The organism is Saccharothrix lopnurensis, from assembly GCF_042658445.1.
Classification (GTDB): domain Bacteria; phylum Actinomycetota; class Actinomycetes; order Mycobacteriales; family Pseudonocardiaceae; genus Actinosynnema; species Actinosynnema lopnurensis.
This window is the reverse complement of the sequence record NZ_JBHSQO010000001.1, coordinates 120,023-142,288: the sequence shown is the minus strand read 5'-3', so window position 1 is coordinate 142,288 and position 22,266 is coordinate 120,023. Positions and strand designations below refer to the sequence as shown.

General features: G+C 73.1%; 18 protein-coding genes. 14 read left to right on the top strand and 4 right to left on the bottom strand.

The window, feature by feature from the left end:
• Positions 1-12 precede the first annotated feature (12 nt).
• The gene (locus tag ACFP3R_RS00645; RefSeq protein WP_380631688.1) at positions 13-471 is read left to right on the top strand and encodes a ricin-type beta-trefoil lectin domain protein; all 459 of its coding nucleotides are present in this window, start codon (positions 13-15) and stop codon (positions 469-471) included.
• A gap of 38 nt (positions 472-509) precedes the next feature.
• Here ACFP3R_RS00645 and ACFP3R_RS00640 read toward each other — a convergent pair whose 3' ends face one another.
• A complete protein-coding gene (locus ACFP3R_RS00640; RefSeq protein WP_380631686.1) occupies positions 510-845 on the bottom strand; it encodes an STAS domain-containing protein in 336 nt (111 codons plus the stop codon).
• Positions 845-5,002 carry a SpoIIE family protein phosphatase gene (locus ACFP3R_RS00635; protein ID WP_380631684.1) on the bottom strand — a complete coding sequence of 1,386 codons (4,158 nt, stop codon included), beginning with the start codon at positions 5,000-5,002 and terminating at the stop codon, positions 845-847. Before ACFP3R_RS00635 ends, ACFP3R_RS00640 begins: the two co-directional genes overlap by 1 nt.
• 183 nt (positions 5,003-5,185) lie before the next feature.
• On the opposite strand from ACFP3R_RS00635, the gene ACFP3R_RS00630 reads away from it, so the two are divergent.
• On the top strand, positions 5,186-5,542 hold the full coding sequence (locus tag ACFP3R_RS00630; protein WP_380631682.1) for an STAS domain-containing protein: 357 nt from the start codon (positions 5,186-5,188) through the stop codon (positions 5,540-5,542).
• 275 nt (positions 5,543-5,817) lie between these two features.
• Here the strand turns inward: ACFP3R_RS00630 and ACFP3R_RS00625 are convergent, their stop codons facing one another.
• The gene (locus tag ACFP3R_RS00625) at positions 5,818-8,208 is read right to left on the bottom strand and encodes a polysaccharide lyase 8 family protein (protein ID WP_380631680.1); all 2,391 of its coding nucleotides are present in this window, start codon (positions 8,206-8,208) and stop codon (positions 5,818-5,820) included.
• Positions 8,209-8,535: 327 nt separating this feature from the next.
• Positions 8,536-9,966: a PepSY-associated TM helix domain-containing protein gene (locus ACFP3R_RS00620; protein WP_380631678.1), complete on the bottom strand. Its 1,431-nt coding sequence runs from the start codon at positions 9,964-9,966 to the stop codon at positions 8,536-8,538.
• A gap of 349 nt (positions 9,967-10,315) precedes the next feature.
• On the opposite strand from ACFP3R_RS00620, the gene ACFP3R_RS00615 reads away from it, so the two are divergent.
• The 12 genes from ACFP3R_RS00615 (at position 10,316) to ACFP3R_RS00560 (ending at position 22,230) form a co-directional block, all read left to right on the top strand.
• Positions 10,316-11,323 (top strand): nuclease-related domain-containing protein, encoded by a 1,008-nt coding sequence (locus ACFP3R_RS00615; protein ID WP_380631676.1) that lies wholly within the window; start codon positions 10,316-10,318, stop codon positions 11,321-11,323.
• Between the two features lie 101 nt (positions 11,324-11,424).
• Complete coding sequence (locus tag ACFP3R_RS00610; RefSeq protein ID WP_380631674.1) at positions 11,425-12,108, top strand: DUF998 domain-containing protein; 684 nt, start codon at positions 11,425-11,427, stop codon at positions 12,106-12,108.
• A 459-nt stretch (positions 12,109-12,567) separates the two neighbouring features.
• Positions 12,568-13,434, top strand: coding sequence for a transketolase (locus ACFP3R_RS00605; protein ID WP_380631672.1), 867 nt, complete (start codon positions 12,568-12,570; stop codon positions 13,432-13,434).
• A complete protein-coding gene (locus ACFP3R_RS00600) occupies positions 13,431-14,360 on the top strand; it encodes a transketolase family protein (RefSeq protein ID WP_380631670.1) in 930 nt (309 codons plus the stop codon). Before ACFP3R_RS00605 ends, ACFP3R_RS00600 begins: the two co-directional genes overlap by 4 nt.
• Positions 14,361-14,370: 10 nt before the next feature.
• Positions 14,371-15,174, top strand: coding sequence for a cupin domain-containing protein (locus tag ACFP3R_RS00595; RefSeq protein WP_380631668.1), 804 nt, complete (start codon positions 14,371-14,373; stop codon positions 15,172-15,174).
• On the top strand, positions 15,171-15,809 hold the full coding sequence (locus ACFP3R_RS00590) for a D-sedoheptulose-7-phosphate isomerase (protein ID WP_380631666.1): 639 nt from the start codon (positions 15,171-15,173) through the stop codon (positions 15,807-15,809). Before ACFP3R_RS00595 ends, ACFP3R_RS00590 begins: the two co-directional genes overlap by 4 nt.
• Positions 15,810-15,859: 50 nt before the next feature.
• Positions 15,860-16,942 (top strand): MFS transporter, encoded by a 1,083-nt coding sequence (locus ACFP3R_RS00585; protein ID WP_380631664.1) that lies wholly within the window; start codon positions 15,860-15,862, stop codon positions 16,940-16,942.
• 39 nt (positions 16,943-16,981) lie between these two features.
• The gene (locus ACFP3R_RS00580) at positions 16,982-18,343 is read left to right on the top strand and encodes a glycosyltransferase (protein ID WP_380631662.1); all 1,362 of its coding nucleotides are present in this window, start codon (positions 16,982-16,984) and stop codon (positions 18,341-18,343) included.
• Positions 18,340-19,188: a phytanoyl-CoA dioxygenase family protein gene (locus tag ACFP3R_RS00575; RefSeq protein ID WP_380631660.1), complete on the top strand. Its 849-nt coding sequence runs from the start codon at positions 18,340-18,342 to the stop codon at positions 19,186-19,188. The genes ACFP3R_RS00580 and ACFP3R_RS00575 overlap by 4 nt, the downstream gene beginning before the upstream one ends.
• 2 nt (positions 19,189-19,190) lie before the next feature.
• Positions 19,191-19,829 carry an HAD-IA family hydrolase gene (locus ACFP3R_RS00570; protein ID WP_380631659.1) on the top strand — a complete coding sequence of 213 codons (639 nt, stop codon included), beginning with the start codon at positions 19,191-19,193 and terminating at the stop codon, positions 19,827-19,829.
• Positions 19,829-20,809, top strand: a complete 981-nt coding sequence (locus tag ACFP3R_RS00565; protein WP_380631657.1) for an aldo/keto reductase — start codon at positions 19,829-19,831, stop codon at positions 20,807-20,809. Before ACFP3R_RS00570 ends, ACFP3R_RS00565 begins: the two co-directional genes overlap by 1 nt.
• Positions 20,810-21,207: 398 nt before the next feature.
• On the top strand, positions 21,208-22,230 hold the full coding sequence (locus ACFP3R_RS00560; protein WP_380631655.1) for a LacI family DNA-binding transcriptional regulator: 1,023 nt from the start codon (positions 21,208-21,210) through the stop codon (positions 22,228-22,230).
• Positions 22,231-22,266: the final 36 nt, after the last annotated feature.

Below are 22,266 nucleotides of genomic sequence, written 5' to 3'. Positions count from 1 at the left end.
GAGGTGAGGTCCATGGCACTGCGCAAGACGCTGGTCGCCCTGGTGGTGGCGGGTTCGACGGCGGTCTGGGCGCCCCCTGCCGGCGCGGACGAGACCACGACGGTGATCGAGAGCGCGAACGGGTCGGAGGACGTCTGGCTCCAGACGCTCTGGGACACCAAACCCGTCATCGCCGCGGACCACACCGGCAACAACCGGCAGCTCTGGACCCTCGGCAGCGGCGACAACCTGATCGTGAACGTCGGGACCGGCCTGTGCGCCGCCGCCATCGGCGGCCGGCTCAAGGGGCGCGAATGCGACCCCGACGACCCGGGACAGCTGTGGTGGCGCGAGGGCAGCGGCAGCTCACGGGCGATCGTGAACGACGAGTTCGGCACCTGTGTCACCTACGACGGGCACGAGGTCAGCCCGAACCTGGAGGAGTGCGACTTCAGCCGGAGCGACCAGCGCTGGTACATCAACGAGCAGTGAGGACGACGCGACGACCTCGTCCCCGGTGCCCGCCGGCGCTACGGGTGCGGCCCGCGCCCGACCGCGTCGCCCTCCAGCCCGCGGACCGTGATCACGGCGGTGAGCCCCGAGAAGGTCATGACCGGCGCCAGCAACGGCGAGGCGACCAGTTCGATGCGGCCGGCGTGGGCGAACAGGACGTTGATGCCGGCGCTGTCGAGGTACTCGCACCCGGTGAGGTCCACCACGAGCCGCCCGGGGACGTCGTCGAGGGCGGCGGACAGCGCGGCGGAGAAGGCGTCGGTGTTGCTCATGTCGATCTCGCCGACGGCCTTGAGGACCGCGGTGCCGTCGGGGTCCCGGCCTGGCGTGAGGGTGAGCGGGGTGGGAGTCATCAGGGAATCCTCAGGTGCATGTCGACGGTGGTGCCGACCGGGCCGGGGGTGATGGTGACCTGCTGCATCATCGCGCGCATCAGGGCGACCCCGCGCCCGCGGTGCGCGTTGAGCTCGGGCTGGGGCGTTTTCCAGTGGCCGGTGTCGATCACCGTCAGGTACAGGTCGCCGACCAGTGCGCGGGCCCGCAGCCGGACCACGTCGGGGACCGTGCCGCGGTACCCGTGCTCGATGGCGTTGGCGCAGGCTTCCCCGGCGGCCACCAGGACGCTCTGCATGGCCTGCGGGGGCAGCCCGCACTGCTCCAGCCAGCCGCGCAGGGTCTTGCGGACCGGTGCGAGCTGGGCGGATTCGGCGGGGAAGGTCAGCTCCAGCGGGGCGGGGTGGCGGTAGAGCAGCAGGGCCACGTCGTCGTCGTAGCCGCCCGTCGGGGCCAACCGGTCCATCACCCTGGTGGCGAGGTCGTCGAGGGCGGTGTCGCGGCCGTCCTGGACGGCTTCGCCCGCCTGGCCGATGCCCTCGGTCAGCGGGCGACGGCGGCGCTCGACGAGGCCGTCGGTGTACATCAGCAGCGTGGCGCGGGGCGGCAGGGTGCACTGCGCCTCGGGGCGCTGCGCGCCGGGCCGCACGGCGAGGGGGGTCGAGCCGGCCTGGTCCAGCAGGCGGGTGCTGCCGTCGGGGTGGGCCAGGATGGCGGGCGGGTGCCCGGCGCTGGAGTAGGTCAGGTGGCCGGTCTCCGGGTCGAGGACGCCGCAGAACACGGTGGTGCACAGCGCGCCGGGGAGGCTCGCGGCGAAGTGGTCCAGGGCCATGAGGGCCCGGGCCGGACTCGTCTGCTGGAGGAGCAGGGCGCGGCAGGCGCTGCGCAGCTGCCCCATGACGGCGGCGGCCTTCAGGCCGCGGCCGACGCAGTCGCCGACGACGATGCCGATGCGGCCGTCGGGCAGGGCGACGGTGTCGTACCAGTCGCCGCCGATCTCCAGCGGTCGCGCCGCGGGTTCGTAGCGGACGGCGAAGCCGTCGGGCAGCCGGGAGGGGCCGAGGACGGCGCGCTGGAGCGCCAGGGCGGTCTCGCGCTGCTGGTCGATCTGGTGCGCGCGGGTGAGGCCCTGGGCGAGGTGCCCGGCCAACAGCGACAGCAGCAGCTCGTCCTGGTCGGTGAAGGGGCGGCGCTCGTCGAGGTCCAGCCAGAGCACCATGAGGCCCTCGGGGTGCTCCAGGGTGACGCCGGTGCCCGCGATGCCGTGGGCGGTCGGGCTCAGCGCGGGGCGCTCGCGCAGCGCGGTGAGGTCCGCGCGCTCCCGGTCGGACAGGTCGTCCCAGGACAGGGCGGGGTCGGTGGTGGTCAACACCGGTTTGTCCCGGTCGGCGAAGACGGCGGCCATGACGCACCGGGCGCGCCACAGGTCCTTGAGCTCCAGCAGGGCCCCGGACAGGGCCTCCGGCAGGCTGGACGCCGCGGACAGGCGCATGCTCAGCACCGCCAGGGCGGTGTCGCGCTGGATGGCGTAGTGCTCCGCGGTGACGTCGCGGAAGGTGCCCACGACCACGGTGCGCCCGGTGTCGGGGTCCTGCGCCGGGTTGAACATGACGCTGACCCACAGCAGGTGACCGTCCCGGTGGGTCACGGGGATGGTGTAGCCGCCCCGGGTGTGGCCGAGCAGGCCGGAGAAGGCGTCGGCGACCTGCCGGTGGCCCTCGGGGTCGGCCTCGGCGTCGGGCCACCAGGGGTGGACGGGCCGGTAGGGCAGGCCGTCGGGGCCGTAGCCGAGGATGTCGGTGAACGCGGAGTTGATCTCCACGACGGCGCCGTCCTCGTCGCAGACGAAGAACGCCTCCTGGAGGGAGTCGATCAGCGCGGTGCGCCAGCGGGCGTGGTGGTTGCGCAGCCGGGACAGCTCCACGTTCGCCCGCACCCTGGCCAGCAGCTCGGCCGCCGCGAAGGGCTTGACCAGGTAGTCGTCGGCGCCGGCCTGGAGGCCCTCGATGGACGCCTCCTGCCCGGCGCGGGCGGACAGCAGCAGCACCGGCACCGCCGCGGTGCGCGGGTCGGTGCGCAGGGAGGCCACCAGCGCCAGGCCGTCCAGGCGGGGCATCATCACGTCGCTGACGACCATGTCCGGTGTCCGGGCGCGGGCCGCTTCCAGGGCTTCCACGCCGTCGGTGACGGTGTGGACCTCGTAGCCGGCGCCCCTCAGCAGCCGGGCGAGGTACTCGCGCATGTCGGCGTTGTCGTCGGCGACCAGCACCGTCGCGGGCACCGCGGGGCCGGTCGCGGCGTCCGGGTCCGAGGACTTGACGTCCGTGACCGCCGCGCCACCCCGGTCGGCGGGCAGCCAGCGCAGGGCCTCCTGCACGTAGGGGTCGGCCGTGACCGACACCGCGGTGGCGTTCGCGGCGGGCGCGACGGCGTCGGCGGGCAGGTGGGCGGAGCCGAACGGCAGGCTGATGGTGAAGCGGGTGCCCTCGCCCTCGGTGCTGTCGGCGGTGATGGTGCCGCCGTGCAGGCCCACCAGTTCCCGCACCAGCGCGAGACCGATGCCGCTGCCCTCGTTGGAGCGGGAGCGGGCGTTGTCGATGCGGTGGAAGCGCTCGAACAGCCGCGGCATCTCCTCGGCCGGCACGCCGATGCCGGTGTCGGCGACGGTGACGACCGCCTCGCCGTCGCCGGCCAGCACGGAGATCCGGATCGAGCCCTCGAAGGTGAACTTCAGGGCGTTGCTGAGCAGGTTGAGGACGACCTTCTCCCACATGCCCCGGTCGAGGAACACCGGTTCGGGCAGCGGCGGGCAGTCGACCTCGAAGACCAGGCCCGCCTTGTCGATCGCCGAGCGGAACACGCTGGCCAGCTCGGCGGTGGCGGCGGCCAGGTCGACGGGTTCGTAGCCGGCCCGCATCCGGCCGGCCTCGATGCGGGAGAAGTCCAGCAGGGTGTTGACCAGCTTGCCCAGCCGCAGCCCGTTGCGGTGCACGATCTCCAGTTCCCCGCTCGCACCCGGGTCGGTGCGCGCCAGCCGGTCCCGCAGCTCCGCCACCGGCCCCATGATGAGGGTGAGCGGGGTGCGGAACTCGTGGCTGATGTTGGAGAAGAACGCGGTCTTGGCGCGGTCCAGCTCGGCCAGCTCCTCGGCCCGCCGCTGCTGGGCCTGGTAGCTGCGCGCGCTCGCGATGCCCGCCGCGACGTGCCCGGCGGCCAGGTCGACGAACCCGCGGTAGCCCTCGTCCAGCGGCCGGTAGCGGTTCAGCCCGGCCACCACGAACCCGTAGGGCGCGCCGCCCTGCTGTTGCAGGGGCACCGCCAGCGCGCGGGTGGGCGCTTCCGGCCAGTCGCCGGTGGGCAGCCCCGCGAACGCGGGTCCGTCCAGCTCGACCAGCACGGACTCCCCGCAGGCCAGGGCCGCCACGGGCCACACCGCGCCCAGGTCCTCGGTGGACAGCGTCGCGGGGGCGGCCGGGGACGCCAGGTCGACGCCGGTCGCGCCCGCCGGCTCGGCGGAGCCGTCGTCGGCGAACAGGTAGGTCAGCGTGAAGGGCAGGTCGCGCCGGTTGCGGTCGAGCTGGCGGCGGGCGAAGGCGAGCGTCTCCTGCTCGGTGCGCACCACGCTGGGGTCCGAGCCGAGGTCGCGCAGCGTCGCCATCCGGCGCTCGCCGATGACCCGCTCGGTGTCCTCGCTGACCACGCACAACATGCCGACCACGGTGCCGGCCTCGTCGCGCAGCGGGCTGTAGGAGAACGTGTGGTAGCTCTCCTCCGGGTACCCGGAGCGCTCCAGGAACAGCAGCAGCGCCTCGTCCCAGGTCGCCCGCCCGGTGGCCAGCACCGTGTCGATGCGCGGGCCGATGTCGCCCCAGATCTCCGCCCAGACCTCACCGGCCGGGCGGCCCAGCGCCCACGGGTACTTGCGCCCCAGCGTGTCGCGCCGGTAGGCGTCGTTGCAGAAGAACGTCAGCTCGGGGCCCCACGCCATCCACATGGAGAACCGGGAGGACAGCAGGATGCTCACCGCCGTGCGCAGGCTCTGCGGCCAGCCCTCCGGCGGGCCCAGCGGGGTCCTCGTCCAGTCCACCGCGGCGAGGTCCGGCCCGACCTCGGCGTCGACGGCGAACACGTCGGCCACCGCCGTCGGCTCGCGCCGGGCGTCGTCGGAACGCGTCACCGCACACCCCTTCGTCCACGCCGACCACACCCGGAGCCGATGCCCTGGCACTCGTGGCCGCACAACTCCCACCACCACCGCAGCCCGGTGAGGTGGTCCGTAGGATAGGTCAGCCTCCCCTGGCCCGCGCACGCCCGTGCCGGACCGCGGGGCGCAGCCCGACCCCGCCGCACAGGAGCCCCGGTGACCGACCAGACCCTTACCGTCACCCTCGACCCCCGCCCGACGGCGCCCACCGTCCTGCGGATCGCCGGCGAACTCGACCACCACACCACCCCCCGGGTGCGCGAGGTGCTCGACACGGTCCCCCTCGCCCCCGACGCCGGTCTGGTCATCGACCTGACCGACCTCGCCTACTGCGACTCCACCGGCATCACCGTGCTCATCACCGCCTACCAGCGCGCCCAGGCCGCCGGCAGCCCCTTCGGCCTCGCCGGGCTCAGCCGCGAGCTGACGCGCGTCTTCCAGATCATCGGGTTGGACAAGGTCTTCCCGTTCCACCCCACCGTCGACGAGGCGATCGACGCCCAGCGGCCGTAACGCCCCGCCCGGGGTGCCGAAGACCGGCGGCGCGGGCGCCGGCCCCGGTGCCCATCGACCGCGTCACCGTCCAGGTCTGCCACACCGCCGTCACCCCGATCCCCGAACCAGGCCCCTCATCTGCGGCGACATCTCCACCTAACCTGATCTGAACCCACCACCGGAACGGGCGTGCGGGGGCCGGTGGTCCTCCTCGGGTCTCCCGCACGACCCGTTCTCCCGGTCGGCGCGCGCGGTCCTCGGCGTCCACCGGCCCGCCGAGCCGTCCCGGGTGTTCACAGGCGGACCCGGATGGTCTGGGTGGCGCCGGCGGTGCCGGTCAGGTCGCCGAAGTCGACCGCGAGGGTCTGGCCGGTGCGGGTCGCGGTGACCGTCGGCGGGGTGGACAGGACGGCGGTGACGGGGCGCTGCCAGGTGACGGTGAGGGAGCGGACGTCGCCGGTCGGGGCGGCGACGCAGAGGGTGGCGGTGCCGTCGGCGTGGGTGCGCGCGAGCACCGAGCAGGGGGCGGTGGTGGCCAGCGGCGCGGTGGTGCCGGCCGTCCAGAAGTTCACCGCGGTCACGCCGATCGCGGGCAGCGCGACGCCCTGGGCCTGCGGGGTGTTGGCCAGGACGGTCAGCCAGTCGGCCAGGGTCGCGGAGCGGGTGGTGGTGTGCGCGGCGGTGGCGCCGGGGAGCAGGACGTAGCGGTAGGCGCCCGCGGTCGGTGCGGTGCCGTGGTCGTACCAGAGGGTCTGGTAGCGGCGGGTCACCGGTTCGGTGGAGCCGCCGGTGTTGATGTCGCGCCAGCGGCCCGTGCGCTGCTCCCGCTGGGCGCGCACGGTCGGGAGGTCGGGGAACAGGTAGCCGGCGTGGCCGTCCAGGTGGATCCAGCGCGCGTCGGTCAGGCTCGCCGTCCACGGGAACCCGGCGGGTTGGGCGACGCCGTCGACGGTGAGGAGGGCGGCGCCCGACTGACCGAGGTTGCGGTTGTCGACCACGGTCCGCACGGTCGCGCCGTCCTGGCAGGCGATGCCCGCGCCGAGGCAGACGACCGCGTCGTCCGCGAAGAACCAGGACTTGCGGGCGGTCAGGGTGGAGGCCAGGCCACGCAGGTGCTGACCGACCGCGGCGAAGGTGCCGTCGGTGGTGCCGCCCACCCAGTCCGCGTCCGGGACCGGCAGACCGAAGTCGCCGCCCTCGCCGTCGGCCAGCGGTGTGGCGGAGGTGGTGGTGCCGGGCAGGCGGTAGGGGTCGACGGTGGGCCAGAACCCGTCGGAGTACTGGCCGCGGTCGCCCCACCAGGACAGCATCCCGGAGCCGGTGTGCCAGCCGCGGGGGTTCTCGCCGTTGCCGTACTCGTAGTGCGCGATCCCGCGCGAGGCCGTGCTCACCACCGCCGCCCACCCCGGGCGGCGGTGCACGGCCCGGTCGGTCCGCGGGAACAGCCGGTGCCCGACCGGTTCGGGCAGCGCGGTGACGAGCGGGTCGCCGGCGATGGCGTTGAGCCGGGTCAGGCTCGCGAAGTCCACGGCCCGGTCGGTCAGCACCGGCCGGCGGGTGTCGCGCTCGACCCAACCCTTCACCAGGCGGTGCCAGCGCTCGCGCTCGGCCTGGGGCGCCCCCTTCGCCAGCAGGGCGATCCCGGCGATCAGGGCGTGCCCGCGGGCGTGGTCGTCGTCCTGGGTGCCGCCCGGTCCCGCCCCCGCCCGCAGACCGCGGCTGATCGCGCGTCCCGACACGGCGTCGAACACCAGGCCGTCGTAGATCAGCGGCGCCCAGGTGCGCTCCACCGAGTCGAGCACCACCTGCCGGTTCGGGTGGGTGACCTGCCAGGTCGAGTCGGCCAGCAACGCGAACAGCATCCCCAGGCCGGTCAGGTAGTCCACGCCGTACGCGCCGGCGTAGGGCAGCCTCTCGTGCTGGATGAACGACCCGTCGCGGTAGATGCCGTCCCCGTTGGTCACGTACGCCATCGCCGCGGTGAGCGCGTCCCTGGCCAGCGCGACCTCGTCAGCCCTCTCGCCGAGCACCCCGCGCAGGGCCAGCACCCGGCAGTGGTTGACCCGGTTGGAGCCCAGGCTCGCCCCCGGGCGGTCCTCGACGACGCGGTCCGGCACGAAGTGGTCGACCGCGGCCAGGTAGCGCGCCAGGTCCGCGGCCGGGATGTGCCCGTGCAGCAGCACGCAGGTGTCCAGCAACGCCTGCGGGGCGCCGATCTGCCAGTGGAACCAGTTGCCGTAGGGCTCCTGGCCCTCGTGGTAGACCTCCTTCCCCAGGTGCACGAGCCCTTCGAGGGTGGCCTTCAGCAGGACGGGGTCGTGGGTGTGGCCGGTGTTGGGCTGGTTGTAGGCGAAGGCCATGGTGCGCAACCGCTCGTAGCTGTCGCGGACCTTCCCGGAGAACCCGATCGACCCGGGGTCGTCGTCCGGCTCCGGATCGGCGAACACCAGGTCCGGCCACAGCGACCCCGGCGCCGCCTCGATGTCCCCCAGGTACCGCTCGACGGTGCTCCCCAACCCCTCCAGCCGCGACCGGAACGGCTCCACCGTCGGGTTGAACCCCGTGCCCAGCAGCAGGTCCCGCCACCGCACCCGCAGACCCGCGAACCCACTGGCCGCCGCGGTCCCCGCCCCCGCGAGCAACCCCCCACCCACCGCCGCGGCCAGGAACAACCGCCTCGACACCGGACTCACCAGGACCCCGACCTTCGTTGGAGTGACGAGCGTGCACCGACCGTAACCGCTGGGAGCGGTTCGGAACACGCCGCGGTGCGGTCCGCCGCGGCCGGCGTCGGTGGACACCTCCACCCGCGCCCCCGGCTCGGCCGACGACGTGCCGGTCACCATCACCGTCGTACCGGCCGCGACGAGCAGTTGTGCGTCGGGGTCCGGATACCGCCACGGGATCGGCGGTCGACATCGGCGCCCGCGACACCGGACGCGGCGGCGGCGCCGGGCCCGGCGGGTGACCACTCGACGCGGTCACCCGCGACCTGTGCCGCCCTCCTCCGATCAGGCCGCGGCGCCGGCCCGGTCACGGGCACGGCGGCGGGCCAGGCCGATCAGCCCGTCGAGGACGAGGAACGCGAGCAGGCTCAGGCCCAGCAGCGGGACGGCCCAGCCGACGGCGATGAGCACGAGCGGGGCCGGGATGACGAACCACAGCGGGAGCTGCTGCCACGTGCCCCGTTTGGGCGCGGCGCCCAGGCGGGCCCGGCGGTCGGCGCGCGTGGGGCGGCGCTGCCACCACATGCGGTAGCCCAGCACGACCAACGTCAGGATGCCCGCGGCGAGCAGGAACAGCGCGAGCTGGTTGACCAGGCCGAACAGCACGCCCATGTGCGCCTGGATGCCCAACGTCGACAGCTTCGCCAACAACGGCCGGTCGGCGAAGTCCGCGCGGGCGGTCACCGTCGCGGTCCGGGGGTCGACCGCGACCTTGTCCAGGCGGACCGGCCAGGTGTTGTCGGTCTGCGCGGCCGTCCACGCGGTGCCGGGCGCGGCCGGCACCGCCAGCTCCAGCGGCCCGTCCAGCCCCGCGCCGCGGGCGGCGACGAGCACCCGGTCGAACGTCGCCGGGTCCACCTCGGCTCGCGGTGACCCGGTCCGGTGCTCGCCGTGCCCGTCGGAGCTCGTCGCGCCCTCGCCGCCGCCCAGGCCGGTGTCCAGGGCGGGCGCTTCCGCGTTCAACGCCGTCAAGGCCGCGCCGAAGTTCGCGCCGGCGTGGTTGGACCAGGTCAGGCCGGTGACCGACAGGAACAGCGCGCCGAGCAGGACCCAGACCCCGGTGCTCGCGTGCCACGACCGGGTCTTGCGCACGCCCTTGGCGCCCCTCTCCGGCGCGACGAGCGCCCGGACGCGGCGGCGGGCCGTGCGCTGCCTGGCGAGCCACAGCACCAGGCCGCCGAGCGCGACCACCCACAGCCAGCTCGCCGCCAGCTCCGAGTACAGCGCGCCCGTCTCACCGAGGTGCAGGTTCGCGTGCAGGTTGTCCAGCCACGCCGTGACCGGGGTGGACCCGAACCAGGTGGTCAGCTGCCCGTTGACCCGCGCGGTGTACGGGTCGACGTACACCGTCCAGGCGTGGTCCACCGCCAGGTCCGGCGACGAGAGCACCACGCGCGTCGTGGCGTCCAGGTCGCCCGAGAGCTGCACGCTCGTCACCACGCCGTCCGGCAGGGCGGCCCGCGCCGCCGCGACCTGCTCGGCCAGCGGGCGCGGCGCACCCGGAGCCGACGACACCTCCAGCAGGTCGCCGTAGAAGACGCGGTCGAACTGCGGCGCGAACGCGTAGAGCATGCCGGAGAGCGCCGCCACCAGCAGGAACGGCCCCACCAGCACACCGGCGTAGAAGTGCAACCGGCGGAGCAGCGGCACCACGGACACCCGGACCGGACCGGGGGCCTCCTCGGTTCGGACGGTGTCGACAGGGGGAGCGGACACGAAGCACCTCTGGTGGGGACGAAGGGAACACCTCCCCAGCAGTCGTGCGCGAGGGCCGTTCGGTTCCCGGCGAACCCGCACGAGGGCGAATTCGGGGTGCGGGAGGACCGCCGGCTCATCGCGGGAACCGGCGCCGGGTCCGGGACGACCACCTGTGCACGGGCCTTCCACGTTGAGCCCACGGCAGGACGGCGGCGGGGCCCGGCGGCGAGGAACCCGGTCCCCGCCGCTCCGCCCGGCAGCACCCGATCGCCGAAGTCGTCCCCGCCTCGATGTCGTACCCCCCTCGTAAGGTGTCACTCATCGTGGGTTCCCGTCACGCAGCGTGGGAACCGGGGAGGGGACGAGTGTGCTGGTCCGGGTGCAGAACGAGGCCGGGTTATCGGGTGCGGAGCGCCGGCTGGTCGAGTGGCTGGGTTCGTGGGTGGACCGCTACGCCCTGCCCGGGGTGGCGATGGTCAACTGCAACGTGCCGGGTCCCAACGGCGCGGCGCGGCAGGTCGACGCGGTGATCTGGTCCCCGCACGGCTGCGTGGTGGTGGAGGTCAAGGGCTTCACCCGCCGCCAGGACGGCGTGCTGCGCGTCCCGCTCAACGGCGAGTGGACCGTCGACGGCCAGCCGGCGGCCCTGCACACCTCGGGCGAGGCCAACCCGGTCGAGCAGTTGCGCACCAACCTCTACGCGGTCAAGAACGGCCTGGAGACCGCCGGGGTGGACCCCGGTTTCGTCTCCGGCCTGGTCGTGGTCCTGCCCGCCCGCGGCGCCCGCCTCGACCTGGCCGGCGCCGTGCTGCCCACCGGCATCGAGGTCGTGCTGGCGGATGGCCAGAAAACACTGCGCCGCTACTTCCACCAGCTGGCCAAGCACCGCGCGTTCTGGGCCGCCGACGACGTCGCCGCCGCGTTCACCGCCCTGGACCTGGGCGGGTTCCTGCCCGAGCGCGCCGAACTGCTCGCCCACGGCATCCCCGACCGGATCACCCGCGACCCGCAGCCCCGCGCCGCGGCCCCGGACGACCCGGGTGGGAAGAGGTTCCGGCGAACCTCCCCGACGCCGGTCACCCCACCGGGGTCCGCGCCGCCGAAGCCGCCGAAGACTCCGAAGCCGCCACAATCGCCGAGGTCGCCGAAGCTTTCTCGGAGCGCCACCGCGCGGCCCAGGTCCGGACGCGCGCGCCGCTCGCGTGCGACACCGCCGCGTCACCAGGGCACTCCCGCGTGGTCCGCCCGGCTGAAGTCCGATGCCGCGCGCACGGCGCTGATCACGCTGCTGGCCCTGGTCGCGCTCGCCGGGGCCGTGTGGCTGCTGCTGACCGTCCGCGCTACCTTCCACCCCGGTGCCCTGAACGCCTGGTGACACGCTCGGTGCCACCGAGCGAGGGGGTGGTCCACCGTGCGGACCGCCGAAGCCCTCCACCGCGACGGCGCCGCGAGCGATCGACACGGGAGGGAACCGGGATGGCGCTTCCCGACGTGCCGCGACGAGAGCCGCTGATCGCCGCCGCGGTGCTGTGGGCGCTGGGAGGTGCCTGGTACCTGACCTCGGAGGCGGTCGCGGCGTCCGCCTTCCCCGGCTACAGCTACGCGTACGACTACATCAGCGACCTCGGCGCGGTGGGGGACGAACCACCCGGCTCGCCCCTGGCCGCCGTCATGAACCTGGGCTTCCTGCACCAGGGGCTGCTGTTCCTGCTCGGCTCGATCTTCGCGGTCCGGGCCCTGCCGGCGAGCCGGGGGCGGTCCGCCTTCCTCGCCCTGGCGGTCGGGTACGCGGTCGGCACCGGCCTGGTGGGCGTCTTCCACAGCGGCCAGCACGGCACCCCCACCCTCCACGGCGTCGGAGCGGTCATGGCGATCCTCGGCGGCAACCTCGCCGTGGTCGCCGTGGGCCTCCGGTTCCGCGAGCACGCCACGACCCGCCCCACGGGGACGGCCGGCGTCGTGCTGGGGATCGCCGGCATCGCCTCGCTGCTCCTGCTCGGCCTCAACATCGTGCTCGGCACGCCGGTGCTGTTCGACGACGGCACCTGGGAACGCGGCTCGGTCTACACCATCACCGCCTGGCAGTTCGTCGCCGCGACCGCCCTCCTCCCCGCCCGGCGCTCCCCCACCGGGAACGAACCCGCTCGCGGGACCGCCTGAGCCGGCTCCCCCGCGACACCGCTCCGGAGGGCATCAGTCCCCCGAACTCGTGTCGCCGATCGGCATTCCCAACGGCGTGACCGACCTGCTCCCGCTCTGACCACAAGACGTGGAATACCAATACCCCTGACCACTGTCGGATAAGTTAAACACCACCTCGGTTAAAACTTCCAAAAAACTCATCAGTGCAGTTCACAGCCCCGCACAGGTCACACATGATGGTCCTTTTGGGTTGTTCGGTCCACTCGAGTTGATTCCGGCACCCGCCAGCCGGCACTGTCGTAACCAGTGGGGCCACGAGATGGATCAAATCCAACACTGGATCACGGTCGAGCCGTGGAACACGCTGCCGGGGCGACATCGACGGCGCCCTTCGCATTTACGACCGACAACCGGTAAAGCAATACGACAAATCGCGCAGACCGCACGCCGATCCCCCGTCGACGAGGAGTTGATTCGATGAAAGTTTCGCCGGATTCGTCCGTCCTCACCCGCGAGCGGCCGCGGGTCTCCGGCAACGCAGACCGCGAGCGGTTGCACACCCTCTCCCGAAAAATCCGGGCAACCGCACTGGAAATGATCCACATCGCCGGCTCCGGGCACATCGGTTCGTCGCTGTCCAGCGTGGACATCATGACGGTGCTCCGGTTCGGCCAGATGAGGTGGCGGTCGGCCGTCGACCGCGACGTCTTCGTGCTGTCCAAGGGCCACGCCGTGCCCGCGTGGTACGCCACGCTCATGGTCGCGGGCGATCTCGACCCGGCTCTGATCGGGACGTTGCGCACGCTCGACAGCCCGTTGCAGGGGCACCCGGACCGCACGCGTTGCGAGTACGTGGACGTCAGCACGGGCGCGCTGGGTCAGGGGTTGTCCGTCGCCCTCGGTCGCGCCGAGGCCAAAACCCTCAAGGGCGCGAGCGGCCACGTGTACTGCCTCGTCGGCGACGGCGAGTGCCAGGAGGGCCAGATCTGGGAAGCCGCGATGTACGCGGGGGCGCGCGGCGTCCCGAACCTCACGCTCATCGTGGACGGCAACGGCAGGCAGAGCGACGGCACCGTCCGGGCCACCATGGACCTGATGCCGCTGTCCGACAAGCTGCGCTCGTTCCGCTGGAGCGTGCGGGAGGTCGACGGGCACGCGCACCAGGCGCTCGAAAAGGCCCTCACACTGGCGCGCACGGACACCACCGGTCCGTCCGCGATCATCGCGCACACCCACAAGGGACACCTCGGGCCCGGTCGCACAGCGCTCGACGGGGCGCACAGCGGTCTGTTCGACGAGGTCGGGCTGCGCGACGCGCTGCGCTACCTGGAGTCGGGCCGGTGAAGGCCACCCGGGACTGGTTCGGCGAGACGCTCGTCGACATCGCGGGTGAGCACGACGAGGTGGTGGTGGTCAACTGCGACCTCGGGTCGGCCACGAAGGCACTGCGCTTCCGCCAGGAGTTCCCCGAGCGCTTCTTCGAGTGCGGCATCGCCGAGGCGAACTCCATCGGCCTGGCCAGCGGCCTCGCCCAGGAGGGCCTGCGGCCGTTCGTGTCGAGCTTCGGGCACTTCCTGACCGGCAAGTTCCTGGAGATCTTCCAGTCGGTCGGCCTCAACGACGCGGGCGTGGTCCTCGTCGGCACGCACGCGGGCCTGGCCATCGGCAAGGACGGCCCGACCCAGATGGGCCTGCGCGACCTGGCCCTCATGCGCACGCTGCCCAACGTCGAGATCATCCACCCGGCCGACGGGGTCGAGACGAGGCGGGCGCTGGAGCACATCGCGGCCCACCGCCGCCCCACGTACCTGAGGCTGTGCCGTCAGCCGCAGCGCGAGGTCCACGACGAGTCGCACCGCTTCGAGTTCGGCATGCCGGACGTGCTGTGCGAGGGCGAGGACCTGGCCGTGTTCACCATGGGCGGCATGGTCGAGGTGGTGCTCGACAGCCTGGAACCGCTCGCCGAGCACGGCGTGCGCCCCACCGTGGTCAACCAGTCGTCGCTGCCCGCGGACCGGGAGGCGGTGCGCGCGCTCGGCCGACGGCACGCCTCGGTGTTCGTGCTGGAGGACCACTTCGTGACCGGCGGCGTCGCCGACGAGATCGGTCGCATCCTGCTGGAGCTCGATCGACCGCCCCGCTTCGGCGTGTGGGGTGTGCCGGACTACGGCCAGGCCGCCGCACCCGCCGACCTCTACGCCCGCTACCGGCTCGACGTGCCGTCCGTCGTCGAGCACCTGCGGGCCTTCACCCACCGCACCCCCGCGTGAGAGGAGTTCCGTGTCCGCACCGACGACCCACCGCAGCAAGGACCTGGTCGGCGACGCCCCCGACCACCCGTACCTGTTCACCGAGCACGTCCTGCCCCCGGGCAGCGCGACCCCGTACCGCCGCCACGCCGAGGACCTGCGCAGCTTCGTCGTGACCGGGGGCGCGATCGACCTGGAGGAGCACGTCCCGGACGGGACCGCACCGGGCGTGCGCCACGACCGGCTCACCGGCTGGCACGCCCCCGCCGGCAGCGTGTACCGCCTCGTCAACCGCACCGACGCGGACGCGCTCGTCGTCGAGGCCGGCACGCGGGCGGGCGAGGTGGTGGAAGCCGAGGACGCCTCGGCGCTCGTCCCACCCGGGACGATCCCGACCGCCTGCGCCCCGACTTCCGGCTACACGGTGGACAAGCCGTGGGGCCACGAGATCTGGTACACGCAGAACATCGCCGACGCCCCCTACGCGCTCAAGCAGATCCACATGACGGCGGGGCACCAGTCGTCCCTCCAGTCGCACCGGCGCAAGTCCGAGACCAACTTCGTGGTCGACGGCGAGGCGACCGTCCTCAACGGGCTCGAAGCGCCGGAGGACCTGTCGGCCGTGATCGACGTCGGCCGCATCCCGGTCTCGGTGCACGGGCCGCGCACCGGCTGGTCGTCCGCACCGAACGTGCTGCACCGCGTGATCGCGCACAGCACCTACACCTCCGTCGAGGTGTCCACGAACGAACTGGACGACGTCATCCGCTGGCAGGACGACAGCGGACGCGGCAACGGTCGCATCGACACGGAGCACGAAAGGGGGGTGCGGTGAGTTCCGCCGAGCTGATCCGGCTCTACCTGGAGGAGCAGCGGGAGGTGATGGCGCGCTTCCCGGTGGACGACCTGGACCGGGCGGCGGAACTGCTGTTCGAGACGCACCGGGCCGGCGGCACCGTGTACGGCATGGCCAACGGCGGCAACGCCGGCACCGTCGACCACTTCCTGTGCGATTTCAAGCACCACCCGTTCGTCAGCGAGGACAAGACCCGGCCGCTGCCCGCGTCCGTGCCCAGGCTGAGGTTCGTCAACCTGTGCGGCTCGCCCGCCGAGCTGACCGGGCTGTCCAACGACCTCGGCCCGGAGGAGGTGTTCGCGGGCGCGCTCGCGCCGTTCGTCGGCCCGGACGACCTGGTCCTCGCGTTCTCCGGCAGCGGCAACTCTGCCAACGTGGTGCGAGCGCTCGAAGTCGCCCGCGCGGCCGGCGCGCGGACCGTGGCCATGACGAAGGGCGACGGCGGCAAGTGCCGGGCCCTGGCCGACGTGTGCGTCGTCGTGCCCGGCACGTCGACGTTCCCCGGGCAGACCGGCGGCAACGACAACAACTTCCACTTCGAGGACATGGTGCTGTCGATCAACCACATCCTCGTGGGCCTGCTCAAGGCACGCGTCGCGGGCTCGCTCGCCTGAGCCGAGTGGAACCGGCCCCGGGTGGGGCCGCGCCACCGAGAGGAGAACGGGTGGGAAGCACCGTCGCGGCACCGCCGAGCCGCCGACCGACCGGTCGGGCAGCAGCGTACTTCCTGTGCTTCGTGCTGGTCGGTGTGCTGTCGACGATGCTCGGGCCGTCACTGCTCACGCTGTCCGAGATGACCGGCAGCCCGTTGCGCAGCCTGGGACTGCTGTTCACCGTCGACTCGTTCGGCTCGGTGTGCGGCTCGCTGCTCGCCGGGTGGCTGCTCAACCGGTTCGCCACGCACCTCCAGGCCGTCGCCGGGCTCGTGGGCATCACCGCGCTGCTGGTGGTGCTGCCGCTGTTGACCGAGCCGGTGCTGCTGCTGCCCGCGTGGTGGGCGCTCGGCCTGTGCAAGACGTTCCTGATCGTCACCGTGAACACGCTGCTGATCTGGGAGCGGGCCGGGCGGGTGGGGCCGTCGATGAACGTCGCGGACTTCTTCCTCGGCTTCGGCTCACTGGTCATGCCCGTGCTGATCGCGCAGTCGCTCCAGGGCACCGGGCAACTGCGGTGGGCCTACTGGTCGGCGGCCGTGCTCTCGGTGACGCTGATCACCTGGATGCTGCGGATGCTGCCCGGCCCCACCGGCAGCAAGGAGGAGAAGCCGCGCGGCGGGAGCGGCGGCAAGCGGGTCGTGGCGGCCGTGGCGGCGATGCTCTTCCTGTACGTGGGCGCGGAACTCAGCTTCTCCGGTTGGCTGCCCGCCTACGTGCACGACCAGGGCGTGGCGGGGTCGGCGGCCGAGGCGGCGTACTTCGCGTCGCTGTTCTGGATCGCGGTCACGATCGGTCGGCTGTTGTGGCTGCCGCTCGCCGCCCGGTACCCGCCGCAGCGGCTGCTGCTGGCCGCGTTCGGCGGGTGCGTGCTGTCGCTGGCGCTCGTGCTGGCGGCCGGCGCGTCCACGCCCCTGGTGGTGGCGGGCACGGTCGGCTTCGGCCTGGCCATGGCGCCGGTCTTCCCGTCCGCGTTCACGCTGCTCGACCGCAAGGTGACGGTGACCGGCCGGGTCAGCGCGGTGTGCCTGTGCGCGGCCAGCGTCGGCGCCATGTTCTTCCCGCCCGTGATCGGCCAGTTCGTCGTCGGCTGATCCGTCCCGACACCGCCCAGTGAGGAGGGGTGCGCCACCATGCGCGTCATCGATCCCGTGCCGCTGCGCTCCGACGTGCTCGCCGCGTTCTTCGACCTGATCGGCCCGGACCGCGCCGCCGAGGTGCGCGCCGCCGCCGCGCGCATCGTCGAACGGCTCGACGGGGGCACGCTGTGGCACGTCAACTCGACCGCGCGCGGTGGTGGCGTCGCCGAGATGCTGCACCTGCTGGTGCCGCTGTACCGGGCGCTGGGCGTGTCCTGCCGCTGGGCGGTGGTGGACGGCGACGACCGGTTCTTCGACGTCACCAAGAAACTGGGCAACTCCGCCTACGGCAGCACGGACCCCGGGGACCGGCTCGACGCGGGCGCGGTGGACGGCTACCTGGCGCACCTGGACGACGAGGCCGGGTGGTTCGCCGAGCTCCTCGGGGCGAACGACGTCCTGCTGCCGCACGACCACCAGACTGCGGGACTGGTCCCTCCTCTGGCCGCGAAGGTTTCCGCGGTTCACTGGCGGTGCCACGTCGGCGTGGACGCGTCCACCGAGGGCTCCGAGGCGGCGTGGGCCGTGATGGCGCCGCTGCTGGACGACGCCGACGGCGTGGTGTTCTCCGTGGCGCACCACGTGCCGGCCGAACTGGCGGACCACCACTTCGCGGTGATCCCGCCGGTGATCTGGCCGTACGCGCCGAAGAACCGCCCGCTGGCCGACGACGCCGTGCGCGACCTGCTCGACCGCTGCGGCCTGGGGCCGGGCCCCGTGCCGCCGTACGTGGTGGCCGACGGCCCCCGCGACCCGGGCGTGCCGCTGGTGGCCCAGGTGTCCCGCTGGGACCGCCTCAAGGACATGCACGGCGTGCTGATGGGCATCGCCGGGTCCGCGTCCGACGCACATCTCGCGCTGGTGGGCCCGGACCCGGCCGCCATCCCGGACGACGTGGACCAGGCCCGCTGGTTCGCCACGTGCCTGGAGGCCCGGCGCGCGCTGCCCGCACCCGTGCGCCGGCGGATCAGCCTGGTGTGCCTGCCGATGGACGACCTGGACGACAACGCCCACCTGGTCAACGCGGTGCAGCGGACCGCGGACGTCGTCGTGCAGAAGAGCCTCGCCGAGGGGTTCGGCCTGACCGTGACCGAGGCGATGTGGAAGGCACGCCCCGTCGTGGGCAGCGCCGTGGGCGGGATCTCGGCGCAGATCGACCACGGCCGCAACGGCCTGCTCCTGTCCGACCCGCACGACCTGGCGGGCTTCGCCGACCTCGTCACCGGACTGACCGGTGACGCCGTCGACGGGGTCGCGTTGGGGACCCGGGCGCACGAGGACGTGCGCCGCCGATACCTGCCCGACGGTGACGTGTTGGCCATCGCCGGGCTGCTGGCCGAGGAGGACCGCACATGACCATCGCCACCAGCAGGAACCTGTCAGGGGAAGACCTGTCGTTCTACCGCGACAACGGGTACCTGACGCTGCCGGAGCTGTTGCCCCCGGCGAAGTACGACGCGCTGCGGGAGCACTTCGAGCACAAGCTCGCCGGGCTTCCCGGCGGGATGCGCCCGGAGGACATGGACGTCCCGCACTTCACCGACCCCGCGCTGTTCGAGTGGCTCATGGACCCCGGCGTGCTCGACCTGGTCGAGCAGCTCGTCGGCCCCGACATCGCGGTGTTCTCCGCGCACTTCTTCTGCAAGCCCGCCGGTGACGGCAAGAGCGTGCCGTGGCACGACGACGCCTACTACTGGCGGGAGACGATCATCCCGTCCACCGGGGCCGTCACGGTGTGGCTGGCGCTCGACGAGGTGGACGAGGGGAACGGCTGCATGAAGGTGATCCCGGGCAGCCACGTCCCGGGAGCGCGGCGGTACCGGCCCACGCGGGGCACGGACAGCGTGTTCGACGAGGAACTGGACCCGGAGGGCGTGGACGAGTCGCGCGCCGTGCCGATCCGGCTGCGGCACAACGAGTGCAGCATCCACAGCGCGACGCTCGTGCACGGCAGCGAGGCCAACCTCAGCGACCGCAGGCGCGCCGGTTTCACCATGCGCTACATCAGCACCGCGGTGCGCTTCAACCACGAGGAGGTCGGCGACCGCCACCAGATCTTCCTGGCGCGCGGCCGGGACCGGGCGGGCAACGTCTACGCCGACCCGACCGTGCCGCACCCCGAGCTGGTCGCCAACCGCGGCGCCGGGCAGAACTACGTCGGGAAGCGCCGTCCGGGCGGCGCGCGTCCGGGCAGCGGCTGACCGTGCCGGTCCTGGCGACACCGGCGTGGCGGCTGGAGTGCGCGGCCGTGCTGTTCGACATGGACGGCACGCTCGTGGACTCCAGCCGCTGCGTGGACCGCACCTGGCGGGCGTGGTGCGCGCGGCACGGGCTCGACGCCGAGGCGCTGTTCCGCGTCTCGCACGGCAGGCGCAACCACGAGACCGTCGCGCTGGTCGCGCCGCACCTCGACGTGGCCCGTGAAGTCGCGGACCTGGTGCGCGCCGAGGAGGCGTGCCTGGACGGCATCGTGCCCGTCCCCGGCGCGCCGGAGCTGCTGGCCGCCCTGCCGCGCGACCGCTGGGCCGTGGTCACCTCCGCGTGGCGACGGCTGGCCGGGCTGCGGCTGCGCGCCGCCGGGCTGCCAGAACCGGGCGTGCTGGTGACCGCCGACGACGTGGCCGCCGGCAAACCCGATCCCGAGGGCTACTTGAAGGCGGCGGCCGACCTGGGGGTGGAACCGGAGCGGTGCGTGGTCCTGGAGGACGCCCCGGCGGGCTTGGCCGCCGCCCGTGCCGCCGGGATGCGGGCCGTGGCGGTGCGCACCACGATGGGTGACGGGCGGCTTGCCGCGAGGTGGTCCGTCGACGACCTGGAGGCGCTGCGGTACGAGGAGGACTGATGGAATACGCCAAGCTCGGCCCCACCGGGCTGGACGTGTCGAGCCTGTGCCTGGGCTGCATGGGTTTCGGCGAGCCCGACCGCGGCGCCGACTCGTGGACGCTGGGCGAGGAGGACAGCCGCGAGGTGATCCGCGCCGCCGTGGAGGCGGGCATCAACTTCTTCGACACGGCCAACGTCTACTCCGACGGCGGCAGCGAGGAGATCGTGGGTCGGGCGCTGCGCGAGTACGCCAACCGCGACGAGGTGGTGATCGCGACCAAGGTGTTCGGCCCGCTGCGTCCCGGGCCCAACTCCGGCGGCCTGTCGCGCAAGACCATCCTCACCGAGGTCGAGCACAGCCTGCGGCGACTCGGCCTGGACCACGTGGACCTCTACCAGATCCACCGGTGGGACCCGGCCACGCCGATCGAGGAGACGCTCGCGGCCCTGGACTCCCTGGTGACGTCCGGGAAGGTGCGCTACCTCGGTGCGTCGTCCATGTACGCGTGGCAGTTCGCGAAGGCGCTGTCCACCGCCGACGCCCACGGCCTGACGCGGTTCGTCTCGATGCAGGACCACTACAACCTGCTCAACCGCGAGGAGGAGCGGGAGATGCTCCCCCTGTGCGCCGACCAGGGCATCGGGGTGATCCCGTGGAGCCCGCTGGCCAGGGGCCGTCTGGCACGCCCCGGCGACGCCACCACTTCCCGCTCGGGTGACGACGTGTTCGGCGACAGCCTGTACGAAGGCACCGAAGAAGCCGACCGGCGTGTGGTGGCGGCCGTGCGCGAGGTGGCCGAGGAGGTGGGCGTGCCGATGTCCGCCGTGTCACTGGCGTGGCTGCTGCGCAACCCGGTCGTGGTGGCGCCGATCGTGGGGGTGACGAAGCCCGGACACCTGCGGGACGCGCTCACCGCGCTGGACGTGCGGCTGACCGATGAGCAGGTGGAGCGGTTGGAGGCGCCGTACGTGCCGCACCGCGTGGCCGGCTTCGAGTAACTCCGGGCCCATCGGCCACCGCGTCCGGGTGGGTGTGGGGTCGACCGGCCGGACCGGGAACCCGGACCTGGTCCAGCACGGACCCGAACCGCGGGCCGTCCGCGGCCTGGTCGGGGGTGAGCACGAACGCCGGCGGCCCGGCGGTGTCGACCGCGGCGTGGACCTCGCTGCTCAGCCCACCTCGGGACCGGCCGAGCCCGGCCGCCCCAGCCCGCGCCCCGCGACGCCGCCGGAGGGCGGCACGGTCCCGACCGGCGCGACCTCGACCACCCCTCGGACCACAACAGTCGAAAACCTTTTCGGCAACGATGTGGACCGATCGAACGACGCACGTGCAAAGCAGCGTTGATCTGCGACTACAGTGGAGTTCCGGTTCAAGGGGCTTCGAAAGGGTTTCGATGGGCAGGCAGCGGTCGACCTCGCCGACCCTCAACGACGTGGCCAAGCTGGCCGGTGTGTCGATCTCCACCGCCTCGAAGGCGCTCAACGGCCGCGACGAGGTGGCACCCGCCACGCGGGCCCGCGTCCTCAACGCCGCCACCCGGCTGTCGTTCCAGCCGAACGCCCTGGCGCGCGGCCTGATCTCGGGCCGCACCCGCACCATCGGCCTGCTCACCGACGAACTCGGCGGCCGGTTCTCCATCCCGGTCCTGCTCGGCGTGGAGAACGCGTTGGCCAACGAGCAGATGTCGGTGCTGCTGTGCGACGCGCGCGGTGACGCCATCCGCCGCCGCCACTACATCGGCACCCTGCTCTCCCGCCAGGTGGACGGGTTCATCGTGCTGGGCGACGACAACGACCTGCGCCCCTCGCTCACCCGGGACATCCCGGTGCCCGTGGTCTACGTCTACGGCGAGTCCGAGGCCCCCGAGGACCTGTCGGTGCTGGCCGACGACGAGGGCGGCGCCCGGCTGGCCGTGGAGCACCTGGTGTCGCTGGGCCGGCGGCACATCGGCCACATCACCGGCCCGCAGACCTACCGGGCCGCCCGCGACCGCGTCACCGGGACGCGCCGGGTGCTGACCGAGCACGACCTGACCATGGCCGGCGGCGGGCCGCTGCACGGGCAGTGGACGCAGCGGTGGGGCCGGCACGCCGCCCGCGTGCTGCTGGCCACCGCGCCCGAGGTCGACGCCGTCTTCTGCGGCAACGACCAGATCGCGGTGGGCGTCGCCGACGCGCTGCACGACCTGCGCAAGCGCGTCCCCGAGGACGTGGCGATCGTCGGCTACGACAACTGGGAGGAGTTCGCCACCGACTGCCGACCGCCGCTGACCACGGTGGACCTCGACCTGGAGGATCTGGGCGCCGCGGCGGCCCGCCTGCTGCTCGAAGCCCTGGACGGGCCGCAGCCGAGCGGTGTGGTCCGGCACCCGTGCCGGCTGGTGGTGCGCGAGTCCACCTCGCCGGCCACCACGTGACGACGGTGGCGGGGCACCGGTCCACGCGCCTCCGGC

Coding starts and splice junctions, on each gene's coding strand:
- ACFP3R_RS00580 (WP_380631662.1), top strand. CDS start 16,982: ATGCGCGTCATCGATCCCGTGCCGCTGCGCTCCGACGTGCTCGCCGCG.
- ACFP3R_RS00640 (WP_380631686.1), bottom strand. CDS start 845: ATGACTCCCACCCCGCTCACCCTCACGCCAGGCCGGGACCCCGACGGC.
- ACFP3R_RS00565 (WP_380631657.1), top strand. CDS start 19,829: ATGGAATACGCCAAGCTCGGCCCCACCGGGCTGGACGTGTCGAGCCTG.
- ACFP3R_RS00645 (WP_380631688.1), top strand. CDS start 13: ATGGCACTGCGCAAGACGCTGGTCGCCCTGGTGGTGGCGGGTTCGACG.
- ACFP3R_RS00560 (WP_380631655.1), top strand. CDS start 21,208: ATGGGCAGGCAGCGGTCGACCTCGCCGACCCTCAACGACGTGGCCAAG.
- ACFP3R_RS00575 (WP_380631660.1), top strand. CDS start 18,340: ATGACCATCGCCACCAGCAGGAACCTGTCAGGGGAAGACCTGTCGTTC.
- ACFP3R_RS00610 (WP_380631674.1), top strand. CDS start 11,425: ATGGCGCTTCCCGACGTGCCGCGACGAGAGCCGCTGATCGCCGCCGCG.
- ACFP3R_RS00605 (WP_380631672.1), top strand. CDS start 12,568: ATGAAAGTTTCGCCGGATTCGTCCGTCCTCACCCGCGAGCGGCCGCGG.